This window comes from Phaeacidiphilus oryzae TH49, assembly GCF_000744815.1.
Taxonomy (GTDB): Bacteria; Actinomycetota; Actinomycetes; order Streptomycetales; family Streptomycetaceae; genus Phaeacidiphilus; species Phaeacidiphilus oryzae.
Genome location: NZ_JQMQ01000005.1, coordinates 1,674,787 through 1,700,322, shown reverse-complemented (window position 1 = coordinate 1,700,322; position 25,536 = coordinate 1,674,787). Strand labels below are relative to the sequence as shown.

Sequence of the window (25,536 nt, the reverse complement as noted above, 5' to 3'; positions counted from 1 at the left end):
GGCCTCCGGTTTCACCAGCCCCGATCGATCAGTTGGCGATCATTCGGCGATCATCGGGCGGGCCGTCCGGCACCGTCGAGCGCGGACCTGACGCTCTCCAGCACCTCGCTCAGCGGGGCGTCGGTACGGGCCACCGTGATCAGTACCTCGCCCGACGGGCTGGGCGTCACGGCGGACTGGACGGCCTCCTCCAGGGCCCCTTGGACCCCGTCCATGGCACTGCGTGCCACAGTGCTCTCGCCGGGGGCGCCCGCCCAGAAGGTCCGGCGGATCACCCGGAAGGCGTGGTCAAGCTGCGCCTCCGGGTCCCCCTTGCCGCCCGCCCGCAGCCAGCGCCGCAGCACGTGGTTGTGGGCGGCGACCACGGCGGCGGCGGACACCTCGGCCAGCATGGTGTCGTCCCCGCGGCCCGCGCGGCCCCCCAGGGAGGGCTCGCCGAAGCGGCCCAGGAGGTAGCGGGTGAACAGCCGCTCGTACCGGGCGACCACGGTGATCTCCCGCTCGCGCAGCGTCGGCACCTGGCGGATCAGCCGGTAGCGGGCCACCGAGACGGCCGGCGCCGCGGCGTACATCCGCAGCACCTCCTTGATGCCCCGGCAGACCACGTCGATCGGGTGCTCGTCCGGGTCCGAGGCGGCCAGCAGGTCGGCCACCCGGACCAGGGTCTCCTCGTGGTCCGGGAAGATCGCCTCCTCCTTGGACCGGAAGTACCGGAAGAAGGTGCGCCGGGCCACCCCGGCGGCGGCGGCGATCTGGTCGACCGTGGTCTCCTCGTACCCCTGGGTGGAGAAGAGCTCCATCGCGGCCGCCGCCAGTTCCTGCCGCATCTGCAGCCGCTGGGCGGAGGCCCGCCGGCCGCCGCCGTTGCCGTTGGAACCGCTCGCGCCGTTCGAACCGCCCGCGCCGTTGGAACCGCCCGCGCCGCCGGCGCCGCTCGCGCCGGACGGGGTGGCCGGGGTCTCCTGGGTGCCCTTCTCCATGGTGGGAACGGTACACGTGCAGGTGGCCGACCCGGCCGGGCGAGCGGGGGCCCGCGCGGCCGGCCGGGCCGAGGTCCGAGCCGGGGCCGGGGCCGATGTCCGGGCCGCCGTCCGGGCCGACGCCCGCACGGTCACCGGCGCGCGTGGTCGCGGAAGCCCCGGCCGGTCTTGCGGCCGAGGCAGCCCGCCGCCACCAGGTGCTCCAGCAGCGGCGCCGGTGCCAGCCCCGGCTCCCGGAACTCCCGGTGCAGCACCCGCTCGATGGCCAGCGAGACGTCCAGGCCGACCACGTCCAGCAGGTCGAACGGGCCCATGGGGTAGCCGCAGCCGAGCCGCATCGCGGTGTCCACGTCGTCCACGCTGGCGTAGTGCTCCTGGATCATCCGCACCGCGTCGTTCAGGTACGGGAAGAGCAGCGCGTTCACGATGAAGCCGGCCCGGTCGCCGCAGCGCACCGGGTGCTTGCGGAGCTTCCGGCAGAGCTCCACCGCCGTCTCGGTGACGTCCTCCGCGGTGAGCACCGTGGAGACCACCTCGACCAGCTTCATGGCCGGCGCCGGGTTGAAGAAGTGCAGCCCGACCACGTCCTGCGGCCGGCCGGTCGCGGTGGCGCACTCCACCACCGGCAGGCTGGAGGTGGTGGTGGCCAGGATCGCGCCCGGCTTGCAGACCTTGTCCAGCGAGGTGAACAACTCCCGCTTCACGTCCAGCTGTTCGGCCACCGCCTCGACCACCAGGTCGGTCGGTTCCAGGTCGGCCAGGACGTCGGTGGGGGCGATCCTGGCCAGTGCCGCGTCCCGGTCCTCCTCGCTCAGCCGCCCCTTGGCGACCATCCGGCCGAGCGACTTGGCGATCGCCGCCTTGGCCCGCTCGGCCTTCTCCTGACTGCGCGCCACCAGCGTCACCGGATAGCCGGCCTTGGCGAAGACCTCGGCGATGCCGGAGGCCATCGTCCCGGAGCCGCACACCCCCACCGCGCCGACCTCGCGGGTGCGGGGGGCGGTGCGGGCGGCGGCGGCCGCAGTGCCCGCCTCGCCCGCGCCGGCGCTGTCGACCGGCCCCTCGTCCGGCACCACCTGGGAGGAGCCCGCCGCCGCGTAGCGGTAGAAGCCGCGGCCGGCCTTCCGCCCGGTCAGGCCGGCCGCGGTGAGCTGGCCGAGGATCGGCGCGGGGGAGTGCAGCCGGTCGCCGGACTGCTGGTACATCGCCTCCAGCACGGTGCGGGCGGTGTCGATGCCGATCAGGTCCAGCAGTGCCAGCGGCCCCATCGGCAGCCCGCAGCCCAGCCGCATCGCCGCGTCGATGTCCTCCCGGCCGGCGTACCGCGCCTCGTACATCGCGGCGGCCTGGTTCAGATAGCCGAAGAGGAGGCCGTTGACGATGAAGCCGGCCCGGTCCCCGGCGGTGACCGGCGACTTGCCCAGCTGGCGGGTGAACTCGCTTGCCGCCTCGATGGACTGACGCTGCGTCAGCACCGTGCCGACCACCTCGACCAGCTTCATCACCGGGGCCGGGTTGAAGAAGTGGAGGCCGAGGACCCGCTCCGGGCGCTGGGTGGCGGCGGCGATCCGGGTCACCGACAACGCGGTGGTGCCGGTGGCCAGGACGGTCTCCGGGGGGCAGAGCCGGTCCAGTTCGGCGAAGAGCCGGCGCTTCTGCTCCAGGTCCTCCGGGATCTCCTCGATCACCAGATCGGCGCGGGCCGCGGAGGCCAGCACGCTGGTGACGGTGATCCGGTCGAGGAGTCCGCGGCGCTCCTCGTCGGTGATCCGCCCGCGCTCCACGGCGTGGGCGGTGGCGTCCTCGATCCGCCGGCGGGCGGCGGCCGCCGAGGCGGCGTCCGCCTCGATGCCGATCACCTCGCGCCCGCTGCGGGCGGTGGTCTCGGCGATCCCGGCGCCCATGGTGCCGAGGCCGACCACGGCCACGACCGGGAAGGGCGCGGGGGCGGCGGAGGCGGAGGGGGTGCTGCTGGGTCGGGTGCTCATGGCTGGTGTCTCCTCAAGACGGGCGTGAAGTGGTCCTGAGGCGACCGAAGACCGCGCGTCGCGCGGATGAGAGGCGCTCCAGCCGGGGCAGCTCCCATGCCCGGCGGCGGCGCGCGTTCTCACGATAGCCTGCCGCGCGACCCGCCAGTAACCCCTCGGCCGATCGATCAGCCCAGCTCGCAGCGGGGGTCGTGGCGCCGGCACCGCGCGCGCCGCGCCTCGGCCCCGGGCCGCCCCCTCGGCCCCGGGCCGCCCCCTCGGCTCCGGGCCGCCGCGCCTCAGCCCCGGGCGCGCAGCCGCTCCCAGGCGGCCAGGCCGTCCGGGACCCACGGCCACTCCGGGATCCGGGCCAGCAGTTCGTCCTCGGTCAGGAACGCGTGCCACTCCACCTCGGCCGGCTGCGGGTGCACCTCGTCCGGGCACACCACCCGGTAGACCGAGGACCACCATTCGCCCTGCTCGCCCCGGTAGAGGAAGCTGAAGAGCGGCTCGGGCGCGGGCAGTCCGGTCATCCCGAGCTCCTCCTCGGCCTCCCGCAGGGCGGCCCGGTCGTAGGTCTCGCCGGCGCCGACCACGCCCCCGACGAACATGTCGTAGTGCCGGGGGAAGACCAGCTTCCGGGCGGTCCTGCGGTGGACGAAGTACCGGCCGTCGGCGGTGCGCGGAAGGACGAAGGTGCAGCGGTGGCGGAGGCGCTCGGCGTAGACCCGGCCGCGCGGGGCCCGGCCGACCACCTCGTCCCGCTCGTCGACCACGTCCAGGACCTCGTCGGCGTCGAGCCCGGTCAGCGGGGCCGGGGTCGCGGCCGGGGCCGACGAGGCGGGCGAGGCGGAGGGGGAGGGGGAGTCCGAGGGGGAGTCCGAGGGGGAGTCGGGGGAGTCGGTCATGGCACCCATCACACCATCCCGGCGCGGCCGCCGGCCGTCGGGCTTGCGGCCCGGTATGCGCGCGGCCCGTTTTGGCCGAGCGACCCGGCTGGTGGTTGGCTTGGGCCCCGACGTCCGTCGATGTTCCGTCGATGTAGGGAGTACAGCCATGGGGCAGGTCCGCGCGGTGACCGAACGGGTCGTGGAGGGCAAGCCGGAAGAGGTCTTCGAGGCCGTCGCCGACTATGCGCACACCCGGGGCGATCTGCTGCCCCCGCAGTACAGCGAGTACGAGGTGCGGGAGGGCGGCGAGGGCGAGGGCACCCTCGTCCACTGGAAGCTCCAGGCCACCGAGAAGCGGGTGCGGGACTGCCTGATGCGGGTCACCGTGCCGGCCCCGGGCACCCTGGTGGAGACCGACGCCAACTCCTCGATGGTGATCACCTGGACCGTCGCCCCGGCCGGGGAGGCCGGCTCCAAGGTGCGGATCGAGACGGTGTGGACGGGCGCCGGCGGCATCGGCGGCTTCTTCGAGCGGACCTTCGCCCCCAAGGGCATCAACCGGATCCACGACCAGATGCTGGCCAAGCTGGCCGCGGAGATGAACTCCTGACGCCGGCTCAGGCCGTCGGTCTCCATCGGCAACGCACAGCCATCCGACGGTGATCTCTTTCGGGTGATCCGCTGGGCCGGGCGTTGCCCGCTCGACCAGCGGAAACCCGGTACGCGCCGGTCCGGCGGCGGACCCGGGAGGCCGGTTCCCTGGGCAATCATCGGCGTGTCCAGTGAAGGAGATGCCGCCGATGACGCCCCCCTCCTCGGCCGAAGGTCCGGAGCCCGTGCCGGACGGCCCGGTGCTGCCCATGCAGTCCGTGCCGCCGGGCCCGCCCCCGGACCCGGGCCGCGCGTACGTGCCGATCGGCCGGAGCGCGGCGCCGGGCACCGCCCCCGGCGCCGAGGCGCCGACCGCACCGCCCGCCGCCACCGCACCGTCCGCCCCCGCGATCGGTCCTGTGGTCCGCGGCACGGTCCGGGTGCCGGACCGCAGCGGCGTGCCCCGTGCGGTCCTCACCCTGATCGACATGTCCGGCCGCCAGGCCGCCCGTGCCGCCACCGACTCCGACGGCCAGTGGGTCTTCGCGGCCCCCGGGCCCGGCTCGTACGTGCTGATCGCCGCCGCCCAGGGCCACCAGCCGCAGGCCGTCACCCTGGCCGTGGGCGCCCGCCCGGTCGAGCTGGACGTGCTGCTCGGCGGCACCGGCCGGCTCCGCGGGCGGGTGTGCAGCAGCGACGGCACCCCGGTCTCGGACGCCGCGGTGATCCTCACCGACCCGCGCGGCGAGGTCGCCGCCACCACCCGCACCCGGCCGGACGGCGGCTACGAGTTCACCGAGCTGGTGCCCGGCGACTACACCCTGGCGGTGAGCGCCCGGGCCTTCCGACCGGCCGCGCTGGCGGTCGGCGTCGCGCCCAGCGGAGGCAGCCGGCAGGACGTCGTCCTCACCGGCAGCGGCACCCTGCGCGGCACCGTCCGCACGGCCGGCGGGCGGCCGGTCCCGGAGGCCAGGGTGACCCTGCTGGACACCTCGGGCGAGGTGGTGGCGGCGGTGGTGACCGGTGAGGACGGCCGCTTCCGCTTCACCGACCTGGAGCCGGGCGACTACACCGTCATCGCCTCCGGCTACTCGCCGGTGGCCACCGCGCTGCGGATCGAGGACGGCCCCAACGAGCGCGATCTCCGCCTCGCCCACGACCCGGAGGCCTGAAAGCCGCCGGGTTCTCGCCGACCCGCGGGAGACCGCCGCCGACCGCCGGGGGACCGCCGCCACCCGCAGGGTGGAGAAATGGTGCGAAGACCGTCCCACCCGGGCCGGCACCCCCTACGGTGGTCCCCGACGGCCGTCGGACGGTCCGAGGGAGCGCCCCGGATGACGATCCAGCAGAACACCAGCCCGGACCAGGACCACGAGCGGGCGCCGGCGCACCCGCCGGGCGCCGGCCCCGGCCTGCCCACCGGCCGCCTTCCGCTGGCCGTCGCGATCGTGGACGCCGACGGCCGGGTGACCCACTGGTCGCGCGGCGCGGTCCGGCTCTTCGGCTGCCCGCACGCCCAGGCGGTCGGCGCCGAGCTCAGCGAACTCCTGCCGGTGCTGGGCGGATTGGAGCGCGGCGAGCCGGCCTTCCCAGGCGACTGCGAGCCCCGGGAGCCGCAGGGCGATCCGAGGGTGCTCGCCCCCGCCCCCCGCTCCGGCTGGGCCCGCATCCCCGCGCGGGACCCCGAGGGCGCGGGCGGCGAGGCCGCGGGCGGCGCCGGGGCCGGGGCCGAGCCCCGGACGGGTGCCCGCGAGGTGCTCTGGTGGGCCTACCCGCTGCCGGTCATCTGGCGCGAACGCACCCTGGTGCTGGCCACCGACGCCGCCCGGGTCGGCGGCGGCTCCCGGCGCAGCGGCGCCGAGCAGCGCGAACTGGCCCCGGGCTTCCTGCCCCTGGAGCGGCTGCCCGAGGCCGCCGAGCTGGCCCGCGGCTTCGCCGAGATGATGCCCAGGATGGGCCCGCGGGCCGCCGAGCGGATCGTCGCCTGGGCCCTCGGCCTCGGCTACCCGGTGCTGGACTACAGCCTCCGCCGGGCCGTCCCGGTCACCCCGTACTGGGGGGAGCCGGCCCGGGCGGTCCACCCCGGCCTGGACCCCCGCGCCCGCCGGGCCGCGGCCACCCGTACCGGCGCCCCGGGCGGGACCGCCGGCCCCGGCCGCCCCCGACTCCCGGACTACGCGGGCGACCTGGAGTACGCCGCCGCCCGCGAGCGGCTGGAGTTCCTCAACGAGACCAGCGCCCGGATCGGCTCTTCCCTCGACCTCGCCCGGACCATCCGCGAGGTCACCGAGGCCGCCGTGCCGCGCTTCGCGGACTTCGCCGGCACCCATCTGCGCGAGCAGGTGCTGGCCGGCGAGGGCTTCCCGGACGGCCCGCCGGACACCGCCACCGTGATGCACAGGGTCTGGGTGACCCACACCGACGAGCCGGGCCGCTGGGACGACACCGTGCCGGTCGGCGAGACCTTCGCCTTCCCCGAGCACACCCCGTTCTACCGGTGCATGGCCACCGGCGAGCCGGTGCTGATCCCCACCATCTCCGAGGAGTTGGGCAACCGGATCTCCGCCGAGTTCGAGAAGCGCGACCTCCGCCCGCTGATCAACGGCCGCTCGCTGCTGATCGTCCCGCTCAAGGCGCGCCGGGTGGTGCTCGGCTTCATGGTGCTGCTGCGCCGGGCCGATCGCGAGCCCTTCGACGAGATGGACCGCGCCACGGCGGCCGAACTCGCCGCCCGGGCGGGCCTGGTGCTGGACAACGCCCGGCTCTACACCTACCAGGAGAACGCGGCGGAGACCCTTCAGGACAGCATGCTCCCGAAGAACCTCCCGCAGCCGCCCGGCCTCACCGCCGCCTACCGCTACCTCCCCGGCGCACTCCTCGGCAAGGTCGGCGGCGACTGGTTCGACACCGTCCCGCTGACCGGCTCCCGGGTGGCGCTGGTGGTCGGCGACGTGATGGGCCACGGCATCAACTCGGCCGCGATGATGGGCCAGCTCCGCACCGCCGTACAGACCCTGGCCTCCCTCGACCTGCCGCCGGACCAGGTGCTCCGGCGGCTCGACGACCTCGCCCTCCGGCTCGGCGAGAACTACCTCGCGACCTGCCTCTACGCGGTCTACGACCCGATCGGCCGGGAACTCCGGCTGGCCAACGCCGGCCATGTCCCGCCGGTCCTCCAACTCCCGGACGGCGAGACCAGGTTGCTCGACCTTCCGTCCGGCGCCCCGATCGGGGTCGGGGGCGTCCCCTTCGAGACCGTCTCGGTCCCGGTGGAGGACGGCAGCCGGCTGCTGCTCTGCACCGACGGCCTGGTGGAGGTGCGCGGCGAGGACATCGGCCTCGGCCTGGCCGCGCTCACCGAGAACCTCTCCCGCCCGGGCGCGCCCCTGGAGGCCTCCTGCGACGCGCTGATCCGCGCCCTCAACGCGGTCGGCCGGCGGGACGACGTGGCACTGCTGATGGCCCGGCTGGACGGGATACCGGCGGAGTCGGTCGCCGAGTGGTCCTTCACCCCGGACCCGGCCGAGGTCCGCCGGGCCAGGGTGCTGGCCCGCAGCACCCTCCTGGAGTGGAAACTCCAGGATGCCTGCGACGTGGACGCGGTGGTGCAGGTCGTCGACGAGCTGGTGGCCAACTCGGTGCGGCACGCGGCGGATCGCACCGCCGTGGTCCGGCTCCGCCTGGTCCGCGCCGACGCCCTGGTCGTCGAGGTGCGGGACGGCGACCCCGCCCTGCCGGTGCTGCTCCCCGGCGCCGCCGGTACGGCCGGCACGACCGGTTCGGCCGGTACGACCGAAGGCGACGGCGGCGAGATCCCGGACCGGGGCCGCGGTCTGCGGATCGTCACCCGCCTGGCGGCCCGCTGGGGCGCCACCCCGGCCTCCGACGGCCCGGGCAAGACGGTCTGGTGCGAACTGCCGGTGCACCGGGGGTGAAGGTGGCGGGAGATCGCGTTTCGCCACCCGCGCCACCCCCTGACGGGACGACCCGCGGCGCGTAGTGTCTCCTTCCGCGACCGGGGCCTGACATTCCGTCAGCACCCCTGAGCCGCGCCCGGGGAGGGGCCATGGCGGAGACCGAGGACGGCTACGCGGCGGCGTGGGAGGGCTTCTGGCGGGACACCAAGCCCGGCCGCGGCGAGGCCGCCTGGGACTCCGCCCCCGAGGAGGCCGCCGCCCTCCACGTCCCCCTCTTCGCCGACCTGCTGGCCGCGGGCGGCGGCGACGGCCTGCCCTGGGTCGACCTGGGCTGCGGCAACGGCACCCAGTCCCGCTATCTGGCCCGCCGCTTCGGCCGGGTGGTCGGCATCGACCTCTCGCCCACCGCGATCGAGCACGCCCGCTCCGAGACCCCGGACGGCGAGGTCGACTTCCGCGTGCGGAGCGCCCTCGACCGGGACGGCATCCGTGCTCTCCACGAGGAGCTCGGCGACGCCAACGTCTACCTCCGCGGCATCCTCCACCAGTCCCGCCCGCAGGACCGGCCGGCGGTCGCCGAGGCGGTCGCGGTCCTCGTCGGCCGGCGCGGGCTGGCCTTCGACGTCGAGATGGCCGCCGCGGCCAAGCCGGAGATCCAGCGGTACGCGACCGCGGCCGGCGGCGCGCTGCCGAAGTTCGCCGCCCTGATGCAGCACGGCCTCACCCCGGCGGACGCCCCCGACGAGGCCTTCCCCGCGCTCTTCCGGGAGGCGGGGCTCACCGTCCTCCGGGTCGGCGACACCCCTCTCCACTCCACCCAGGCCACCCCCGCGGGCGCCCAGGTGGTCCTGCCGATGCGCTACCTGGTGGCCAGGCGCTGAGCGGCCACCGCAGCGCCGGAGGGCGGGCCCGGGGTTAGGGTGTGCCCGAAGATCGCCCGCCCGTGGATGGGAGCCGCGTGACCCCCCGCCAGCCACCCGCGCCCGCCGGACCGGCGGTGGCCGAGGCCGAGGCCGTGGACCTCACGGCCCGGCTGATCCGGATCGACACCACCAACCGCGGTGGCGGCGACGGCAGGGAGCGGCCGGCCGCCGAGTTCGTCGCGGAGCGGCTCTCCGAGGCGGGCCTCGACCCGCTGCTGCTGGAGTCCGCCCCCGGCCGGGCCAACGTCGTCACCCGCATCCCTGGCAGCGAGCCGGGCCTCCCGGCGATCCTGGTCCACGGCCACCTGGACGTGGTTCCCGCCGACCCCGCCGAGTGGAGCACCCACCCCTTCTCCGGGGAGATCCGCGACGGCGTCGTCTGGGGCCGCGGCGCGGTCGACATGAAGTCGATGGACGCCATGATGCTCGCCGTGGCCCGGAGTTGGGCGCGGGACGGCCGCCGCCCCCGCCGGGACGTCGTCCTCGCCTTCACCGCCGACGAGGAGGACAGCGCGGAGGCCGGTTCCGACTGGCTGGTCCGCAAGCACCCGGACCTCTTCGAGGGCTGCACCGAGGGCATCAGCGAGTCCGGCGCGTACACCGTCCACCTCGCCTCCGGCGCCCGCGTCTACCCGGTCGCCGCCGGCGAGCGGGGCACCGCCTGGCTGCGGCTGACCGCCCGCGGCCGGGCCGGCCACGGCTCCAAGCCGAACCGGGAGAACGCCGTCACCCGGCTCTCCGCCGCGATGGCCAGGATCGGCGAGCACCGCTGGCCGCTCAGGCTCACCCCCACCGTCCGGGCCGCCCTCCTCGCCCTCGCCGAGATCACCGGAACGCCGCTCGACCTCGACGATCCCGAGGGCCCGCACGGCCCGGACGCCTTCCTCGCCGCCACCGACCCGGCCGCCGCCCGGCTGGTCGAGGCCACCCTGCGGAACAGCGCCAACCCCACGGTCCTGGCCGCCGGCTACAAGACCAACGTCATCCCCGGCACCGCCGCCGGCCGGGTGGACGGCCGGGTGCTCCCGGGCACCGAGTCCGCCGCCGAGTTCGAGTCCACTCTCGACGCCCTCACCGGCCCCGACGTCGAGTGGGAGTACGAGCACCGGGAGACCGCGCTCGCCGCCCCCGTCGACTCGCCGACCTTCGCCGCGCTGGCGGCGGCCCTGCGCGCCCACGACCCGGGCGCCCATGTGGTCCCGATGTGCATGAGCGGCGGCACCGACGCCAAGCAGTTCTCCCGCCTCGGCATCACCGGCTACGGCTTCTCCCCGCTGCGCCTGCCGCCCGGCTTCGACTACCAGGGCCTCTTCCACGGCGTGGACGAACGGGTTCCGGTCGACGCGATCGAGTTCGGCACCCGCGTCCTGGACGCCTTTCTCTCCGAGTCGACGGGCGGGCCCCCCGCATGACGCCGCGTCAGCCGCGTCCGCTCCGCCCCGGAGACCGGGTGGCCGTCGTCGCCCCCAGCGGCCCCGTCTCCCCCGAGCGCCTGGAGGCCGGGGTCCGGATCCTCCGCTCCTGGGGCCTCGACGTCGTCCTCGGCGACCACGTCCTGACCCGCGACCCGGTCCTCCCGTACCTGGCCGGCACGGACCGGCAGCGGGCCGCCGACCTGCAGGCCGCGTGGACCGACCCGTCCGTCGCGGCGGTGGTCTGCGCCCGCGGCGGCTACGGGGCGCAGCGGATCGTCGACCGGCTGGACTGGCCGGCGCTGGCCGCGGCCGGCCCCCGGTGGTTCGTCGGGTACAGCGACGCCACCGCCCTCCACCAGGCGATCTCCACCCGTCTCGGACTGGCCACCCTCTACGGCCCGATGGCCGCCGCCCAGGTCTTCACCACCGACGCCGACACCGCCGACGGACTGCGCGACGCCCTCTTCGGCAAGCCGGTGGAGCTGCGCGGCCGTGCCCTCACCCCCGGCCGGGCCGAGGCCCCGACCTCAGGCGGCTGCCTGGCGCTGCTCGCCACCGATCTGGGCACGCCCTCCGCGGGCGCGCCGGGCACGCCCTCCGCGGGCGCGCCGGGCACGCCCTCCGCGGCCGCGGAGGCCGCGGGCGCCTACGCGGGCACCATCGTCTGCCTCGAAGACGTCGGCGAGCCCGCCTACGCCATCGACCGCTGGCTCACCCAGCTCCTGCGCGCGGGCGCCTTCGACGGCGTCGCCGGGTTCGCCCTCGGCAGCTGGGAGCGGTGCGAGCGGCAGACCCCCGAGCTGGTGGACCGGGTCCTGGCGGACCGCCTCCGCCCGCTCGGCATCCCGATCGCCGTGGACCTCCCGTTCGGCCACGGCCCGAGCAGCGCCACGGTCCCGCTCGGCGTGCCGGCCGTCCTCGCGGACGGCGTCCTCACCTTCGCGGGGCGTACATGATCAGGCCGACCCCGGCCAGGCAGACCAGCGCGCCCAGCACGTCCCACCGCGTCGGCCGGAAGCCGTCCATGACGACCCCCCAGATCAGCGACCCAGCGACGAACACCCCGCCGTACGCCGCGAGCACCCGCCCGAACGCGGAGGACGGCTGAGCGCAGGCGACGAACCCGTAGGCCCCCAGGGCGAGCACGCCCCCCACCGCGAACCACCAACCGCGATGCTCCCGCACGGCCTGCCAGATCAGCCAGCACCCGCCGATCTCCGCCACCGCCGCCACCACGAACAACCCCACAGACCGCCCGACCATCACCCCCGCAGGGTATGCGAGCCCACCTGACCCGCCCGGAGCGCAGCGCCGCCGGGCGGAGGCGAGGGCCGCGGGCTTCCCCGCGCCCCTTCAGCCGCTCCGCGACTCGCGGCGCGGGGCCGCCGAGGCCGGGGCCGGGCGGCAGCCCCGGAAGACGTCCACCCGAATGGCGTCCGCCGGCATCACCGACCCAGGGCGATCACATGACTACGCTCCGCGCATGCGCATCCGCCCGCGCCCGCCCTTCGCCGCGACCACCGCCCTCGCCGCCACCCTCCTCCTCGCCGCCGCGGGAGCCTGCGCCGGTGCGGCACTCCGCGCCCACCGCCCGCCCCCCTTCGGCGACCACATCGAGCTCCGCACCTCCCGTCCCGCCGCCGAAGGCGGGGTCCGCCCCCGCGGCGACGCCCTGGAGGGCCCCGGCTGGCTCTACCGCCGCACCCCCCATGGCAGCGCCCAGCCCCCGGTCACCCCGGCGGACGCGGTCCGCGGCGGCCCCGGCGCGGTGGTCGGCGTCTGGTCGGACGGCATGCTCACCGCCGTGGACCCGCGCGGCCCCCGCCCCCGGGTGAGCTGGCACCGGTTCGTCCCCGGCCTGGCCCTGTGGCTGCGGGCGCGGCCCGCCGGCACCCCCGTCGTGCTGCCGGCGGGCCCGGGCCTCCTCGTCGTCACCCCCGGCCTGGTGATGGACTTCCGCACCCGGGACGGCAACCTCCGCTGGGACACCGCCGCCGGCCCCGGCTGCCGCTACCTCCCGCAGCGGATGCTGGTCACCGACGGCTCGGTGGTCCTGCCGCGCGCCTGTCCCGGCGGTGGCCCGGGCGGCTCGGCCGGCGCCGGGCACAGCACGGTCGAGGCCTTCGACGGCGCCGGCCGCCGCTGGCAGATCGCGGCCGGCCCGCACGCCCGTCCGTCCCTCTTCACCGGGACCGCAGTCCCGCCCCCGCACCCGCCCGCGTTCCGCCCGCCGATGCTCGGCACCCCGCCCCGGGTCTATCAGGACGCCCTCGGCCGCCGTCTGATCGAGATCGCCGACCTCCCGCTGCCGGCCGTCCGGCCCCTGGTGGTGGACGCCGACACCGGCCGCCGGCTGCCGCCCTGCGCCGCCGCCACCGCCCGCCTCCTCGCCGGCGGCTGCGCGGACCCCCGTCCCGCCCGCCCCCGTCCCGCCGGCCCCCGTACCGAGGCCCCCCAAGGGAAAACCGGCTGACCGTTAGACTGGCGACATGCCACAGTTCCCCGGGTAGACGAGCCGGCCTGCTGACAGCCTCGCGCCGCACTGCCGCCCAGCCGCCCCGCGGTCCCCAGCCGACCGCATCCGCTTTCGAATGCCCAGGAGAACCCGCACGTGATCGCCGCCAACGCCCTGGAACTGCGCGCCGGCGCCCGGATCCTCATCGAGTCCGCCTCGTTCCGGATCGCCGAGGGCGACCGGATCGGCCTGGTCGGCCGCAACGGCGCCGGAAAGACGACCCTCACCAAGGTGCTCGCCGGCGAGGGCATCCCGGCCGATGGCACGGTGGTCCGCTCGGGCCAGGTCGGCTACCTCCCGCAGGACCCGCGGACCGGCGACCTCGACGTCCTGGCCAAGAACCGGATCCTCTCCGCCCGCGGCCTGGACTCGGTGCTGGAGAAGATGCGCGCCGCCGAGCAGCGGATCGCCACCGGCAAGGGCGCCACCCAGGAACAGGCGATGAAGAAGTACTCCCGCCTGGAGACCGAGTTCCTCACCAAGGGCGGTTACGCCGCCGAGGCGGAGGCCGCGACCATCGCGGCCAGCCTCGGCCTTCCGGACCGGATCCTGAACCAGCCGCTGCACACCCTTTCCGGCGGTCAGCGCCGCCGCGTGGAACTCGCCCGGATCCTCTTCTCGGATTCCGACATCCTGCTGCTCGACGAACCCACGAACCACCTGGACGCCGACTCCATCATCTGGCTGCGCGACTTCCTGAAGACCTATCGCGGCGGATTCATCGTCATCTCGCACGACATCAACCTGGTCGAGACCGTCGTCAACAAGGTGTTCTACCTGGATGCCAATCGATCGACGATCGACATCTACAACATGGGCTGGAAGCAGTACCTCCAGCAGCGCGAAGCGGACGAGAAGCGGCGCAAGCGCGAGCGGGCGAACGCGGAGAAGAAGGCCGCCGCTCTGAACGCGCAGGCCGACAAGATGCGTGCAAAGGCCACGAAAACGGTGGCGGCGCAGAACATGGCCCGCCGGGCGGAGAAACTCCTCTCCGGTCTGGAAGCCGAACGCCGTTCCGACAAGGTCGCCAAGCTTCGCTTCCCGGAACCCGCGCCCTGCGGAAAGACCCCGCTCACCGCGGAGGGCCTGTCCAAGTCGTATGGATCCCTGGAGATCTTCACCGACGTCGACCTGGCCATCGACAAGGGCTCCCGGGTCGTCGTCCTGGGCCTCAACGGCGCCGGCAAGACCACCCTGCTGCGCCTGCTGGCCGGCCAGGAGAAGCCGGACACCGGCAGCGTCGTCCCCGGCCACGGCCTCAAGCTCGGCTACTACGCCCAGGAGCACGAGACCCTGGACCCGGAGCGCACCGTCCTGGAGAACATGCGCTCCGCGGCCCCGGACATGGACCTGGTGGACATCCGCAAGATCCTGGGGTCCTTCCTCTTCTCCGGGGACGACGTGGACAAGCCCGCCGGCGTCCTCTCCGGCGGCGAGAAGACCCGGCTGGCGCTGGCCACCCTGGTCGTGTCCAGCGCCAACGTGCTGCTCCTCGACGAGCCCACCAACAACCTGGACCCGGCCAGCCGCGCGGAGATCCTGGACGCGCTGCACACCTTCACCGGCGCGGTCGTGCTGGTCACCCACGACGAGGGCGCGGTGGACGCCCTCCAGCCGGAGCGGATCATCCTCCTTCCGGACGGGGTCGAGGACCTCTGGAACGAGGACTACGCCGAACTGGTCTCCCTGGCCTGACCAGCGCATTCGACGAGGTTTCCCGGCCGCGCCCCGCGTGTGCCGCCCCTGGCACGGGCGGGCACGCGGTTCGCCATTTCTGGACACCCGATCATGCATCTGGACCAGAAGAGTTCATATCGGCCGAGCGGGAGACCGCCTCCGCAGACAGTTGCCACAGGCAGCGGCAGGAACGTCTGCAAATCGTTGACAATTTCTCAATTACCGCACCTGATCAGGGTTTTCTTCTGGATGCCGGGGCGAAAGCCAGGAGGTGTGCGGGACCTTCGGACGGCTCTCGCATGTGCGGTCCGCTTCGGGACACCGGAAATTCCCGAATCGACCTTGCGGAACGGGTGGCCAGGATGCGCGCCATGGGTGATCATGGGAATCCGACCGAGCACTGCTACGAGGAGGCACGGGTGGCCGAGACTCTGAAAAAGGGCAGCCGGGTAACCGGTGCCGCACGTGAGAAGCTCGCTTCCGAGCTGAAGCGGAAGTACGACTCCGGCGCCAGCATCCGCGCGCTTGCGGAGGAGACGGGCCGCTCCTACGGCTTCGTTCACCGCATGCTGAGCGAATCCGGTGTCACCCTCCGCGGCCGGGGTGGAGCGACGCGCGGCAAGGCCAAGTCCAGCGCCGGTTCCTGACGGCACTTCACCCAGCTACACCACGGCTCCAGACGAGTCGGCGGCCGGACCGCCCTCCGGCCGCCGTCCCATGCGCGGGGCGCTTTTGACTCTTCGGTAGCATCGGCCCGTCCCACCGCTCCCGCGCCGGAGGTAACCATGGCCGATGACTCGCCCGCCGCAAAGGCCCACACCATGCAGGACGGCCCCGGTGCCGCCCGTGAGGACTGGGCGGAGGCGGGTCTTCGACTCGAGGTCGACGGTGCGACCGCGACCGTGACCCTCTGCCGCCCCGAGCGCCGCAACTCCCAGACGCCCGCGCTGTGGCGCGCGCTGGCCGCCGTCGGCCGAGAGCTGCCGGGCAGCGTACGGGCGGTCGTGCTGCGCTCCGAGGGCCCCTCCTTCTCGGCGGGCCTGGACCGGGCGGCGTTCAGCCCGGAGGGCATCCCCGGCGAGCGTTCGCTGACCGACCTGGCGCGCGGGGACGACGCGGTGGCGGACGCCGTCATCGCCGGCTACCAGGAGGCGTTCACCTGGTGGCGGCGGCCGGACGTGATCACCGTCGCCGCCGTGCAGGGGCACGCGGTCGGGGCCGGCTTCCAGCTCGCCCTCGCCTGCGACCTCCGGGTCTGCGCCGAGGACGCGCGGTTCGCGATGCGTGAGACCTCGCTGGGCCTGGTGCCGGACCTGGCGGGCACCAAGCCGCTGGTCGAGCTGGTCGGGCCGGCGCGGGCGCTGGAGATCTGCGCGACCGGCCGATGGGTCGCCGCGGAGGAGGCGGAGCGGATCGGCCTCGCCAACCTCGTCGTCCCGGCGAAGGAGCTGGACGGCGCGACCGGCGACCTGGTCGCCGCGCTTCTGGCCGCGCCCCGCAACGCCCTCATCGAGACCAAGTCCCTCCTCGCCGACGCCCCCTCCCGCGCCTACGACGACCAGCGCGCGGCCGAGCGGGCCGCCCAGCTCCGCCGCCTCCGCGACCTGGCCAACCTGGGCGACTGACCCGGAGGCCGGCCGCGGCTCACAGCCCGCGCAGCAGCCCGCCGTCGACCGGGAGCATCAGGCCGGTGAGGTAGCCGGCGGCGGGGGAGAGGAGGAAGGCGGCCGCGCGGCCGAACTCCTCCGGGGCGCCGTAGCGGCCCAGCGGGATGGCGGCGGAGGAGGTCTCGCGGGCCTTCTCCGGGTCGCCGGAGAGGGCGTCCAGCGCTCGCACCCGCTCGGTGTCGATCCTTCCCGGCAGCAGGCCGAAGACCCGGATCCCGCGCGGCCCCAGCTCGTCGGCCAGGGTCTTGGCCACCATGCCGAGGCCCGGCCGCAGTCCGTTGGAGATCCCCAGATGACTCAGCGGCTGCCGGACCGACGAGGACAGCACGAAGCCGATCGCCCCGCCCTCGCCCAACTCGGCCGCCACCGACCTGGCCAGCCGCACCGCGCCCAGGAACACCGTCTCGAACGCGGACCGCCACTGCTCGTCGGTCGCGCCCAGCGCGGGCCCGGCGGGCGGGCCGCCCACGCTGATCAGTACCCCGTCCAGCCGGCCGAAGCGCTCCTTCGCGGCGCCGATCAGCCGGCCCGGGGTGTCCTCCGCGCCGTTGTCCGCGACCACGCCCAACGCCTGGTCGAGGCCGCCGAGTTCGGCCACGGCCTGGTCGAGGGTGTCCTGCTCGCGTCCGGTGACGACGACCTTCGCGCCGTCGGCGACCAGCGCGTGCGCGGTGGCCAGGCCGAGCCCGCGGGAGGCGGCGGTGACGATGTACACGCGATCCTGAAGTCCGAGATCCATGGGCCAATCCTGCCCGCCGGCCGGGTTCAGCGATCGAGCGGGTCCGCCAGTCGGCCGGGGCCGTCCGGTGAGGCGCCCGCGTCCAGCCCCATCGCGGTGTTGACCAGTGCCACGTGGGTGAACGCCTGCGGGGTGTTGCCGAGCTGACGGCCGTTCACCGGGTCCCACTCCTCGGAGAGCAGCCCGACGTCGTTGGCCAGCGCCAGCACCCGTTCGAAGATGTCCACCGCCTCGTCCCGGCGGCCCATCGCGATCAGCGCGTCGGCCAGCCAGAGCGAGCAGGCCAGGAACGCGCCCTCGCGGCCGCTCAGCCCGTCCACCTCGTCCTGGCTCCCGCCGCCGGCGGCCTCGTCGGCGATCTGGTAGCGGGCGATGAAGCCGCCGTGGTCCAGCTCCCGCTGGATCGCCTCGACGGTGCGCACCACCCGGGGGTCGTCCGGCGGCAGGAAGCCGGTCTTGACGACGAAGAGGGTGGCCGCGTCCAGCTCGGTGCCGCCGTAGTACTGGGTGAAGACCCCGCGCTCGGCGTCGTAGCCGTGCTTCAGCACATCGGCGTGGACGTCGTCGCGCATCCTCCGCCAGGCGTCGAGCGGCGCCGGCAGGCCGGTGGCCTCGGCCATCCGCACCGCGCGGTCGGCGGCCACCCAGCACATCACCTTGGAGTGGACGAAGTGCCGGCGTCCGCCGCGCACCTCCCACAGCCCCTCGTCGGGCTCCTGCCAGTGCTTGGTCAGGAAGTCCATCAGGGCCCGCAGCAGCGACCAGACATGGCGCTCCATCGGGATGCCGGCGCAGAGCGCCAGATAGAGGGTCTGCACCACCTCTCCGTAGACGTCCAGCTGGAGCTGGTCGACGGCGGCGTTGCCGAAGCGGACCGGCGAGGAGCCCTCGTAGCCGGGCAGCCAGTCGGCGAGGGTCTCCGGCAGCCGGCGCTCGCCGGCCACCCCGTACATGATCTGGAGGTCGGCCGGGTCGCCGGCGATCGCCCGGAGCAGCCACTGGCGCCAGGCCACGGCCTCCTCCCGGTAGCCGCCGCTGAGCAGCGCGGAGAGGGTCATCGTGGAGTCGCGCAGCCAGCAGTAGCGGTAGTCCCAGTTCCGCTCGCCGCCGATCTCCTCGGGCAGCCCGGCGGTGGGGGCGGCGACCATCCCGCCGGTCGGCTGGAAGGTGAGCGCCTTGAGAGTGATCAGCGACCGCTGGACGGCGTCCTGCCAGGAACCCGTGTGCTTGCGCCGGCCGGACCACTCCTCCCAGGCGTCGAGGGTGGTGCGCAGCGCCTTCTCGGCGTCGAGGCGGCGTGGGACGGTGAGGTGCGAGGGCTGCCAGCCCAGCACGAAGGCGACCCGGTCGCCCTGGCCGACCGCGAACTCGCCGTGGGTGCGCATGTCCTTGCCGTAGGTGTGGACGTCCTGCGGGGTACGCATCCAGACCGAGTCGGGGCCGGCCACCGCCACCCGGTGGTGGTCGGTGCGCCGCACCCACGGCACGACCCGGCCGTAGTCGAAGCGGAGGCTGAGCTCGGAGCGCATCGGGACGGAGCCGGAGACCCCCTCGACGATCCGGACCAGGTCCGGGGACTCGTCCCGGTGCGGCATGAAGTCCAGCACCCGGACGGTGCCGGTGGGCGTCTCCCAGACGGTCTCCAGGACCAGCGAGTGGCCGATGTACCGGCGGCTGGCGTGCGCCTGGCCGGGCGGGAGGTCGGGGGCGATCCGCCAGAACCCGTGGTCCTCGGTCCCGATCAGGGAGGCGAAGACGGACGGGGAGTCGAAGCGGGGCAGGCACAGCCAGTCGATGGAGCCGTTCCTGTCCACCAAGGCCACCGTATGGAGGTCCCCGATGATTGCGTAGTCCTCGATCAGCCCGGGCACGGAATTCCCCTTCCCACGCGGCGGAAGACCGAGCCTACTAGCTGGGGTCGCCCGCGGTCCCGGCCTCCGCGCCGGCGTCCGCCTTCCGCGGCGCCGGCGCGGCGGCCGCCGGGGTCCGGTCGGGGCGGGGACCGCCGCCCGGCGGGGCGGTGCCCGGACGGGGCCGCTTCGCGGGACCGGCGGTCTGCTCCCTGACCTCCCGGCGGAAGAGGAGGATCCAGGCCACCGGGACCAGCGCGGCGAAGACCCACCACTGGATCGCGTACGGCAGGTGGACGCCCTTGCCGACCACGGCCATCGAGTCGTTCTGCGCGGTGGGCGGCGGCACCTGCTGGGCGAGGTCGCGGGCCGGCGGGGTGGGGCTGGTCGCGGTCAGCTCGATGTAGCCGGCGTAGATCCTCCGGTGCAGCCGGGAGGTCTGCTGCTGACTGTTGATCAGCTGGAACTGCCGGGGCGGCAGGCCGCTGCGGTCCCGGATGCCGGTCGACTTCGCGGTCTCGTCCGGGCGCAGGCGGCCGGTGAGGGTGACCGTCCCGGTGGGGGCCGGCGGCACCGAGGTGGGGTAGGTGGTGCCGTCGCTGTTGTTCGGCGCCACCCATCCGCGGTTGACCAGCACCAGGTCGCCGCCGGCCGTCTCCAGCGGCGTGACCACGTAGAAGCCGATGTTGTCGCCGGAGGAGTCGGTGCGCTGCCGGATGACGAACTCGTCGGCCGGTACGTAGTGCCCGCTCACGGTGACGTTGCGGTAGAGGTCGGCGTCGGGCACCGACCCGCCGGGGCGGCTGAGCCCCGCGAGCGGCGTCACCCGGTGGGGGTCGATGTTCGCGCTGATCAACGCGTTGTTCCGGTTCGTCTGCTGATAGCGGTGGAACTGCCACATCCCCAGCTCGACGAAGGCGGGGATGAGCGCGAGGAGGATCACGGTGAGGATCAGCCAGCGCTTCGTGAACAGGATTCGGAACACCCGAAGACGGTACCCCCGCTCCTCTCACGCCCGGCGCGCGGGGCGCGTGTGTCGGCGGATAAGGCGCCTTCCCGCGGTATTCATCCGATTCCGGACCGGTCTCCGGCCGGGGCCACACTCGCCAGCAGCTGGACGAAGCCGGCCTCGTCCACCACCGGGGTGCCCAGCTCGCGGGCCCGGCGGGCCTTGCCGGTCCAGCTGTCCGGCTCGTTGGTGACCAGCAGCGAGGTGAGCCGGCTGACCGAGCCGGCCACGTGCAGCCCGGCCTCGGTCGCCCGGTCCTCCAGCTCCTCCCGGTCCACCGAGGTGTCGCCGCTGATCGCCACCCGCATCCCCTGCACCAGCGGCCCACCCGGCTCCCAGCGCCCCGGATTGGGGTACGGGCAGGCCGGCCGCCGGCGGTAGGACCGGTAGCTGCGCGGTGCGCTGCCGTACCAGCGCACCGGGTCGGCGGAGGAGCGCATCGCGGTCGACCCGCCCGGCTCGCGGCCGGCGGCTCCGGCCGCACCGCCCGGAGGCGCGGAGTCCGCGGCCGGGGAGGCCGCCGGCAGGCAGGCCTGCAGCGGCAGCCGCAGTCCGGCCTCCTCGGCCAGCCGGAGGCAGGGCCGGAACGCCTCGGCGAGCACCCGGGCGTCGTCCAGCGCGTGGTGGGCACGCTCCGGCCGGACGCCGAAGTGCGCGGCCAGGGTGCCGAGTTTGTGGTTCCGCAGCGGCAGCTTGAGGTCGCGGGAGAGCACTATCGTGCAGAGCCGCTGCCGGACCGGGGGCTCGACGCCGATCCGGGCGAACTCGCGGGCGATCATCGACCAGTCGAAGAGCGCGTTGTGGGCGACCAGCACCCGGCCGGAGAGCCGGGCGGCGAACTCCTCGGCGACGCCCGCGAAGGTCGGCGCCCCGGAGAGGACCTCCGAGGTGAGGCCGTGGATGAAGACCGGGCCAGGATCCCGCTCCGGGTTGACCAGGGTGTACCAGTGGTCGATCGGCTCGCCGGAGGCGTCGAGGCGGTAGACCGCGGCGGAGACGATCCGGTCGTGCCGGCCGAGGCCGGTGGTCTCCACGTCCACCACCGCCCACCCGGAGGGGTCGTCCGGTTCGGCGGCGGTCTGCTCGGCGTTCATGGTCAGTCAGAATAAGGGCCGCCCCTGACAGGGCCGGGGACGCCCTCCCGCTCGCCGGCCGCCGATCAGCCGGGCGGACGGCGCAGGGTCCGCAGGTTGAGCACCTGGAGGGCGAGCCCGGGGTGGATCACCGGCGGTGGCACCTCACGAGGTTGACGGGCCGTCAGTTCGCCGGTGGGGAGCGGCTCGGGGAGCCGCACACTGCCGTAGAGCCGTTTGCGCCGCCGCCGGCCGCCGTCCGGGCCGGCGGAGTCCTCGGGGCCCTCGGAGCCCCCGAAGCCGGGGCGGGGGCCGAAACCGGAGCCGGAACCGGAACCGGAGTCAAAGGTGCTCATGACAACCTCCCGGAGGTACGGCGAGGCGACCCGGGGCCGCCGGGCGCGATGAGAACGGGATTCCCGCAGAGTCCCCACAGGGGGCGTCCTCGACGGGTACTGCCCTGCACAACGACGGCCTGCCCCAGGAGTAGCGGGCCCGACTAGGCTGGACCTGAAGACGGACCGGAAAGAACCCCATCGGAACGCCGGCGCGACACCGCCGGCCCGCCCACCGATGGGGGCAGGTACCGAGTGAAGGGGGTGGGCGCCGTTCTCGTCGACCAGTTCGGCCGGCGTGCCGTGGACCTGCGGGTCTCGCTGACCGACCGCTGCAATCTCCGGTGCACGTACTGCATGCCGGAGGAGGGCCTGCAATGGCTGGCCAAGCCCGACCTCCTCACCGATGAGGAGATCATCCGCCTGGTCCGGATCGCCGTCACCGACCTCGGCGTTCGGGAGGTCCGCTTCACCGGTGGAGAGCCGATGCTCCGCCCCGGCCTGGTGCGGATCGTCCAGGAGTGCGCGCGGCTTGAACCGCGTCCGGAGCTCTCCCTCACCACCAACGGCATCGGCCTGGCCCGCAACGCGACCGCTCTCAAGGAAGCCGGCCTGGACCGGATCAACGTCTCGCTGGACACCCTCGATCCCGAGGTCTTCCGCACCCTCACCCGCCGCGACCGGCATCAGGACGTCATCGCGGGCCTGGCCGCCGCCGTGGAGGCGGGGCTGACCCCGGTGAAGATCAACTCGGTGCTGATGCGCGGGGTGAACGAGCACGAGGCCCCGGCGCTCCTGGAGTGGAGCCTGGAGCAGGGGTACGAGCTCCGCTTCATCGAGCAGATGCCGCTGGACGCCCAGCACGGCTGGGACCGCGCGTCGATGGTCACCGCCGAGGAGATCCTGGCGAGCCTGGCGGAGCGGTTCGCGCTCACCCCGGAGCCGGCCGCCAGCCGCGGGGCCGCCCCGGCCGAGCGCTGGCTGGTGGACGGCGGCCCGGCACGGGTCGGCGTGATCGCCAGCGTGACCAGGCCGTTCTGCCGGGACTGCGACCGCACCCGGCTGACCGCCGACGGCCAGGTCCGCAACTGCCTCTTCGCCACCGGCGAGACCGACCTGCGGGAGGCCCTCCGCTCCGGAGGCTCCGACCTGGAGATCGCCGAGCTGTGGCGGAAGGCGATGTGGGGGAAGAAGGCCGGTGCCGGAATCGACGACCCGGACTTCCTCCAGCCGGCCCGCCCGATGTCCGCCATCGGCGGCTGAGCCGCGAACGGCGGTCGAGGCGCGATCGGCGGCCGACTCGCGAGCGGCGGCCGAGCCGCCGACGGCCCGTCAGGCCGCGCCGCCCTCCCGGGCCTGCCAGTCCGCGAGGGCGGCGACCTCCTTGAGGAAGCCGCGCAGGTCCAGGAAGGCGGAGAGGGACTCCCGGTGCTCCCCGCAGGCCAGCCAGGTCTTGCGGCGGTCCGGGGTGTGGAGCTTCGGGTTGTTCCAGGCGAGCACCCAGACGGCGGGCGCCCGGCAGCCCTTGGCCGAGCAGATCGGCGCATCGGCCGGCCCGGGGGCGGCCGCGGGGGTGGGGACGTCGTTCACGCCCTCACCCTAACCGTGGCCCGTGGCAGGGCCGCCGCCGCGTCCGGACATGGCGATGCCGGGCGGCCACGGGGGGAGCCGCCCGGCATCGGTCCATCGCTCCGACGGGGGATGCGGAGCGCGCTAGGAAGTATGCCACGCCTGACCGGCGGCGGAACCGCTCATCGGAGGAAACTTCTTGAGGCTTCCTTAATAATCCGACAAGGTTCCGTTACGGCGTGTCCTCGTCGTGTTCGGCCGGCCCCGCGGCCCCCTCCTGGCCGCCCGCGCCCAGGTCGGCGTCGGACTCCTGGGCCCCGCGTCCGCCCACCATCTGACGGGGCAGCACCCGGACGAAGGTGTCCGGCAGTCCCGGCGCGTTCTCCCGTCCGGCGTTGGCGATGACCACCGCCACGTACGGCAGCAGGGCGCCCAGGACCAGGGTGACGACCGCCAGGGGGCGGGAGACCTGCCAGAGGACGACGGTGAGGATCACGCAGAGGGTGCGCACCAGCATCGAGATGATGTACCGGCGCTGACGCCCCCGCACATCCTCGGTCAGGCTGGACCGGGCCCCGGTGATCCGGAACACGCTGGTCTGCCCGGATTGTCCCGCCCGTTTGCTCATGCTTCGCCCTCTACCGCCGCCGCTGGGGAGCCTTTCTGACTCCGCACCACGTTACGCCGCGGGACCCTCCGGCTCGATAGCGGGGCGCGGGCGATCCGGGCCGATCGGCCGAGGCCCCGAGGGGTCGCCGAGCAGCCGGATCAGCGCGTCCGCTCTGTGGGAAACCCACAGATCACCGCGGTTCCTCCTGTGCGGGGCCGATTCGCCGCGGGCCGCGGCCGCCGGATAGCGTCACGGTGCACAGAAACCGCAGCCAGAGAGAGGTGGGCCCGTTGAGCCGCTCGGTTCTCGTCACCGGAGGAAACCGGGGCATCGGCCTCGCCATCGCCAGGGCCTTCGCGGAGGCGGGCGACAAGGTCGCCGTCACCTACCGCTCGGGGGAGCCGCCCGCGGGGCTGCTCGGGGTGAAGTGCGACATCACCGACTCCGAGCAGGTCGAGCAGGCCTTCAAGGAGATCGAGGCCGCCCAGGGCCCGGTCGAGGTGCTGGTGGCCAACGCCGGGATCACCAAGGACACCCTGCTGCTGCGGATGTCCGAGGACGACTTCAGCTCCGTGCTGGACACCAACCTCACCGGCACCTTCCGGGTCGTCAAGCGGGCCTGCAAGGGGATGCTGCGGGCGCGCAAGGGCCGGGTCGTGCTGATCTCCTCGGTGGTCGGGCTGCTCGGCTCGGCGGGCCAGGCCAACTACGCCGCCTCCAAGGCCGGCCTGGTCGGCTTCGCCCGCTCGCTCGCCCGTGAGCTGGGCTCCCGTAACATCACGGTGAACGTCGTCGCGCCCGGCTTCGTGGACACCGACATGACCAAGGTGCTCGGCGAGGAGCGCCGGGCGGAGATCGTCGCCCAGGTGCCGCTCGCGCGCTACGCGCAGCCGGAGGAGGTCGCCGCCGCGGTGCGCTTCCTCTCCTCGGACGACGCCGCATACATCACCGGAGCCGTCATTCCCGTGGACGGCGGATTGGGCATGGGTCACTGAAGGACATGACCGAGAACAGCCAGAACCAGGGCATCCTCGCCGGCAAGCGCATCCTCGTCACGGGTGTGCTGATGGAGTCCTCCATCGCCTTCCACACCGCGCGGCTGGCACAGGAGCAGGGCGCCGAAATCATCCTGACGGCCTTCCCGCGGCCGTCGCTGACCGAGCGGATCGCCAAGAAGCTGCCCCGTCCGGTGAAGGTCCTCGAACTGGACGTCGCCAACCAGGAGCAGCTGGACGGGCTGGCGGAGAAGGTCCGCGCCGAGCTCGGCGACCGCCTGGACGGCGTGGTCCACTCGATCGGCTTCGCCCCGCAGGACGCCCTCGGCGGCAACTTCCTCAACACCCCGTGGGAGTCCGTCGCCACCGCGATGCAGGTCTCGGCGTTCTCGCTGAAGTCGCTCACCATGGCGCTGCTGCCGCTGATGACCGAGGGCGGCTCGGTGGTCGGCCTCACCTTCGACGCGCAGTTCGCCTGGCCGCAGTACGACTGGATGGGCCCGGCGAAGGCCGCGCTGGAGGCGACCTCCCGCTACCTGGCCAAGGAGCTGGGCAAGCAGGACATCCGCTGCAACCTGGTGTCGGCCGGGCCGATCGGCTCGATGGCCGCCAAGTCCATCCCCGGCTTCGCCGACCTGGCCAAGACCTGGGACTCGCGCTCCCCGATGGCCTGGGACATGTCCGACCCGGAGCCGGCCGGCCGCGGCATCGTCGCGCTCCTCTCCGACTGGTTCCCCAAGACCACCGGCGAGATCGTCCACGTCGACGGCGGCCTCCACGCGGTCGGCGCGTAGCGACGAGGTTCCGGCGCGGC

Annotated in this window: 24 protein-coding genes; 13 read left to right on the top strand and 11 right to left on the bottom strand. The window is 74.3% G+C overall.

Annotation, left to right across the window (positions count from 1 at the left end; all coding sequences use genetic code 11):
• Positions 1 to 50 precede the first annotated feature (50 nt).
• The 3 genes from BS73_RS11845 to BS73_RS11835 all read right to left on the bottom strand — a co-directional run bounded on the left by BS73_RS11845 (position 51) and on the right by BS73_RS11835 (position 3,855).
• Positions 51 to 980 (bottom strand): TetR family transcriptional regulator, encoded by a 930-nt coding sequence (locus BS73_RS11845; RefSeq protein WP_037571603.1) that lies wholly within the window; start codon positions 978 to 980, stop codon positions 51 to 53.
• A 131-nt stretch (positions 981 to 1,111) separates the two neighbouring features.
• Positions 1,112 to 2,968 carry a 3-hydroxyacyl-CoA dehydrogenase family protein gene (locus tag BS73_RS11840; protein WP_051939834.1) on the bottom strand — a complete coding sequence of 619 codons (1,857 nt, stop codon included), beginning with the start codon at positions 2,966 to 2,968 and terminating at the stop codon, positions 1,112 to 1,114.
• Between the two features lie 278 nt (positions 2,969 to 3,246).
• The gene (locus BS73_RS11835; RefSeq protein WP_084704633.1) at positions 3,247 to 3,855 is read right to left on the bottom strand and encodes an NUDIX hydrolase; all 609 of its coding nucleotides are present in this window, start codon (positions 3,853 to 3,855) and stop codon (positions 3,247 to 3,249) included.
• Positions 3,856 to 4,003: 148 nt separating this feature from the next.
• On the opposite strand from BS73_RS11835, the gene BS73_RS11830 reads away from it, so the two are divergent.
• From BS73_RS11830 to BS73_RS11805, 6 genes are all read left to right on the top strand, one after another.
• On the top strand, positions 4,004 to 4,447 hold the full coding sequence (locus BS73_RS11830) for an SRPBCC family protein (RefSeq protein ID WP_037571602.1): 444 nt from the start codon (positions 4,004 to 4,006) through the stop codon (positions 4,445 to 4,447).
• A 190-nt stretch (positions 4,448 to 4,637) separates the two neighbouring features.
• Positions 4,638 to 5,600 (top strand): MSCRAMM family protein, encoded by a 963-nt coding sequence (locus BS73_RS11825; protein ID WP_051939833.1) that lies wholly within the window; start codon positions 4,638 to 4,640, stop codon positions 5,598 to 5,600.
• Positions 5,601 to 5,762: 162 nt separating this feature from the next.
• Entirely contained in the window at positions 5,763 to 8,363 is a 2,601-nt protein-coding gene (locus tag BS73_RS11820; RefSeq protein WP_084703977.1) for a SpoIIE family protein phosphatase, read from the top strand.
• 131 nt (positions 8,364 to 8,494) lie between these two features.
• Positions 8,495 to 9,226, top strand: coding sequence for a class I SAM-dependent methyltransferase (locus BS73_RS11815; protein ID WP_037571600.1), 732 nt, complete (start codon positions 8,495 to 8,497; stop codon positions 9,224 to 9,226).
• Between the two features lie 77 nt (positions 9,227 to 9,303).
• A complete protein-coding gene (locus BS73_RS11810) occupies positions 9,304 to 10,680 on the top strand; it encodes a M20/M25/M40 family metallo-hydrolase (protein ID WP_051939832.1) in 1,377 nt (458 codons plus the stop codon).
• Positions 10,677 to 11,639, top strand: coding sequence for a S66 peptidase family protein (locus tag BS73_RS11805; protein WP_037571597.1), 963 nt, complete (start codon positions 10,677 to 10,679; stop codon positions 11,637 to 11,639). The genes BS73_RS11810 and BS73_RS11805 overlap by 4 nt, the downstream gene beginning before the upstream one ends.
• Here the strand turns inward: BS73_RS11805 and BS73_RS11800 are convergent.
• The gene (locus BS73_RS11800) at positions 11,617 to 11,946 is read right to left on the bottom strand and encodes a YnfA family protein (protein ID WP_037579185.1); all 330 of its coding nucleotides are present in this window, start codon (positions 11,944 to 11,946) and stop codon (positions 11,617 to 11,619) included. The two genes, BS73_RS11805 and BS73_RS11800, sit on opposite strands and share 23 nt — an antisense overlap.
• A 220-nt stretch (positions 11,947 to 12,166) precedes the next feature.
• Between BS73_RS11800 and BS73_RS34605 the strand changes: the two genes are divergently transcribed.
• The 4 genes from BS73_RS34605 (at position 12,167) to BS73_RS11780 (ending at position 16,500) form a co-directional block, all read left to right on the top strand.
• Positions 12,167 to 13,156: a hypothetical protein gene (locus tag BS73_RS34605; protein WP_051939831.1), complete on the top strand. Its 990-nt coding sequence runs from the start codon at positions 12,167 to 12,169 to the stop codon at positions 13,154 to 13,156.
• A gap of 138 nt (positions 13,157 to 13,294) precedes the next feature.
• Positions 13,295 to 14,893, top strand: a complete 1,599-nt coding sequence (locus BS73_RS11790; RefSeq protein WP_037571595.1) for an ABC-F family ATP-binding cassette domain-containing protein — start codon at positions 13,295 to 13,297, stop codon at positions 14,891 to 14,893.
• Between the two features lie 401 nt (positions 14,894 to 15,294).
• Complete coding sequence (locus tag BS73_RS11785; protein ID WP_037579182.1) at positions 15,295 to 15,522, top strand: helix-turn-helix domain-containing protein; 228 nt, start codon at positions 15,295 to 15,297, stop codon at positions 15,520 to 15,522.
• 174 nt (positions 15,523 to 15,696) lie between these two features.
• Entirely contained in the window at positions 15,697 to 16,500 is an 804-nt protein-coding gene (locus BS73_RS11780) for an enoyl-CoA hydratase/isomerase family protein (RefSeq protein WP_051941392.1), read from the top strand.
• Between the two features lie 19 nt (positions 16,501 to 16,519).
• Here BS73_RS11780 and BS73_RS11775 read toward each other — a convergent pair whose 3' ends face one another.
• The 5 genes from BS73_RS11775 to BS73_RS38715 form a co-directional block, all read right to left on the bottom strand.
• Positions 16,520 to 17,281 (bottom strand): SDR family oxidoreductase, encoded by a 762-nt coding sequence (locus tag BS73_RS11775; RefSeq protein WP_037571591.1) that lies wholly within the window; start codon positions 17,279 to 17,281, stop codon positions 16,520 to 16,522.
• A 26-nt stretch (positions 17,282 to 17,307) separates the two neighbouring features.
• A complete protein-coding gene (locus tag BS73_RS11770; protein ID WP_037571590.1) occupies positions 17,308 to 19,152 on the bottom strand; it encodes a glycoside hydrolase family 15 protein in 1,845 nt (614 codons plus the stop codon).
• Between the two features lie 37 nt (positions 19,153 to 19,189).
• Positions 19,190 to 20,116, bottom strand: a complete 927-nt coding sequence (locus BS73_RS11765) for an SURF1 family cytochrome oxidase biogenesis protein (protein WP_037571588.1) — start codon at positions 20,114 to 20,116, stop codon at positions 19,190 to 19,192.
• 80 nt (positions 20,117 to 20,196) lie between these two features.
• Positions 20,197 to 21,234, bottom strand: a complete 1,038-nt coding sequence (locus tag BS73_RS11760) for a DEDDh family exonuclease (protein ID WP_051939830.1) — start codon at positions 21,232 to 21,234, stop codon at positions 20,197 to 20,199.
• A 65-nt stretch (positions 21,235 to 21,299) separates the two neighbouring features.
• Complete coding sequence (locus BS73_RS38715; RefSeq protein WP_037571584.1) at positions 21,300 to 21,569, bottom strand: hypothetical protein; 270 nt, start codon at positions 21,567 to 21,569, stop codon at positions 21,300 to 21,302.
• A 243-nt stretch (positions 21,570 to 21,812) separates the two neighbouring features.
• On the opposite strand from BS73_RS38715, the gene moaA reads away from it, so the two are divergent.
• Positions 21,813 to 22,811 carry a GTP 3',8-cyclase MoaA gene (moaA, locus tag BS73_RS11750; RefSeq protein WP_037571582.1) on the top strand — a complete coding sequence of 333 codons (999 nt, stop codon included), beginning with the start codon at positions 21,813 to 21,815 and terminating at the stop codon, positions 22,809 to 22,811.
• 69 nt (positions 22,812 to 22,880) lie between these two features.
• On the opposite strand, the gene BS73_RS11745 is transcribed toward moaA, so the two are convergent.
• Positions 22,881 to 23,138, bottom strand: coding sequence for a hypothetical protein (locus tag BS73_RS11745; protein ID WP_051939829.1), 258 nt, complete (start codon positions 23,136 to 23,138; stop codon positions 22,881 to 22,883).
• A gap of 211 nt (positions 23,139 to 23,349) precedes the next feature.
• Positions 23,350 to 23,745 (bottom strand): DUF3099 domain-containing protein, encoded by a 396-nt coding sequence (locus BS73_RS11740; protein ID WP_037571580.1) that lies wholly within the window; start codon positions 23,743 to 23,745, stop codon positions 23,350 to 23,352.
• A gap of 272 nt (positions 23,746 to 24,017) precedes the next feature.
• Between BS73_RS11740 and fabG the strand changes: the two genes are divergently transcribed.
• Both fabG and fabI read left to right on the top strand, forming a co-directional pair.
• Positions 24,018 to 24,722, top strand: a complete 705-nt coding sequence (gene fabG, locus BS73_RS11735; RefSeq protein ID WP_037571579.1) for a 3-oxoacyl-[acyl-carrier-protein] reductase — start codon at positions 24,018 to 24,020, stop codon at positions 24,720 to 24,722.
• Between the two features lie 5 nt (positions 24,723 to 24,727).
• Complete coding sequence (fabI, locus tag BS73_RS11730) at positions 24,728 to 25,516, top strand: enoyl-ACP reductase FabI (protein ID WP_037571577.1); 789 nt, start codon at positions 24,728 to 24,730, stop codon at positions 25,514 to 25,516.
• Positions 25,517 to 25,536 lie beyond the last annotated feature (20 nt).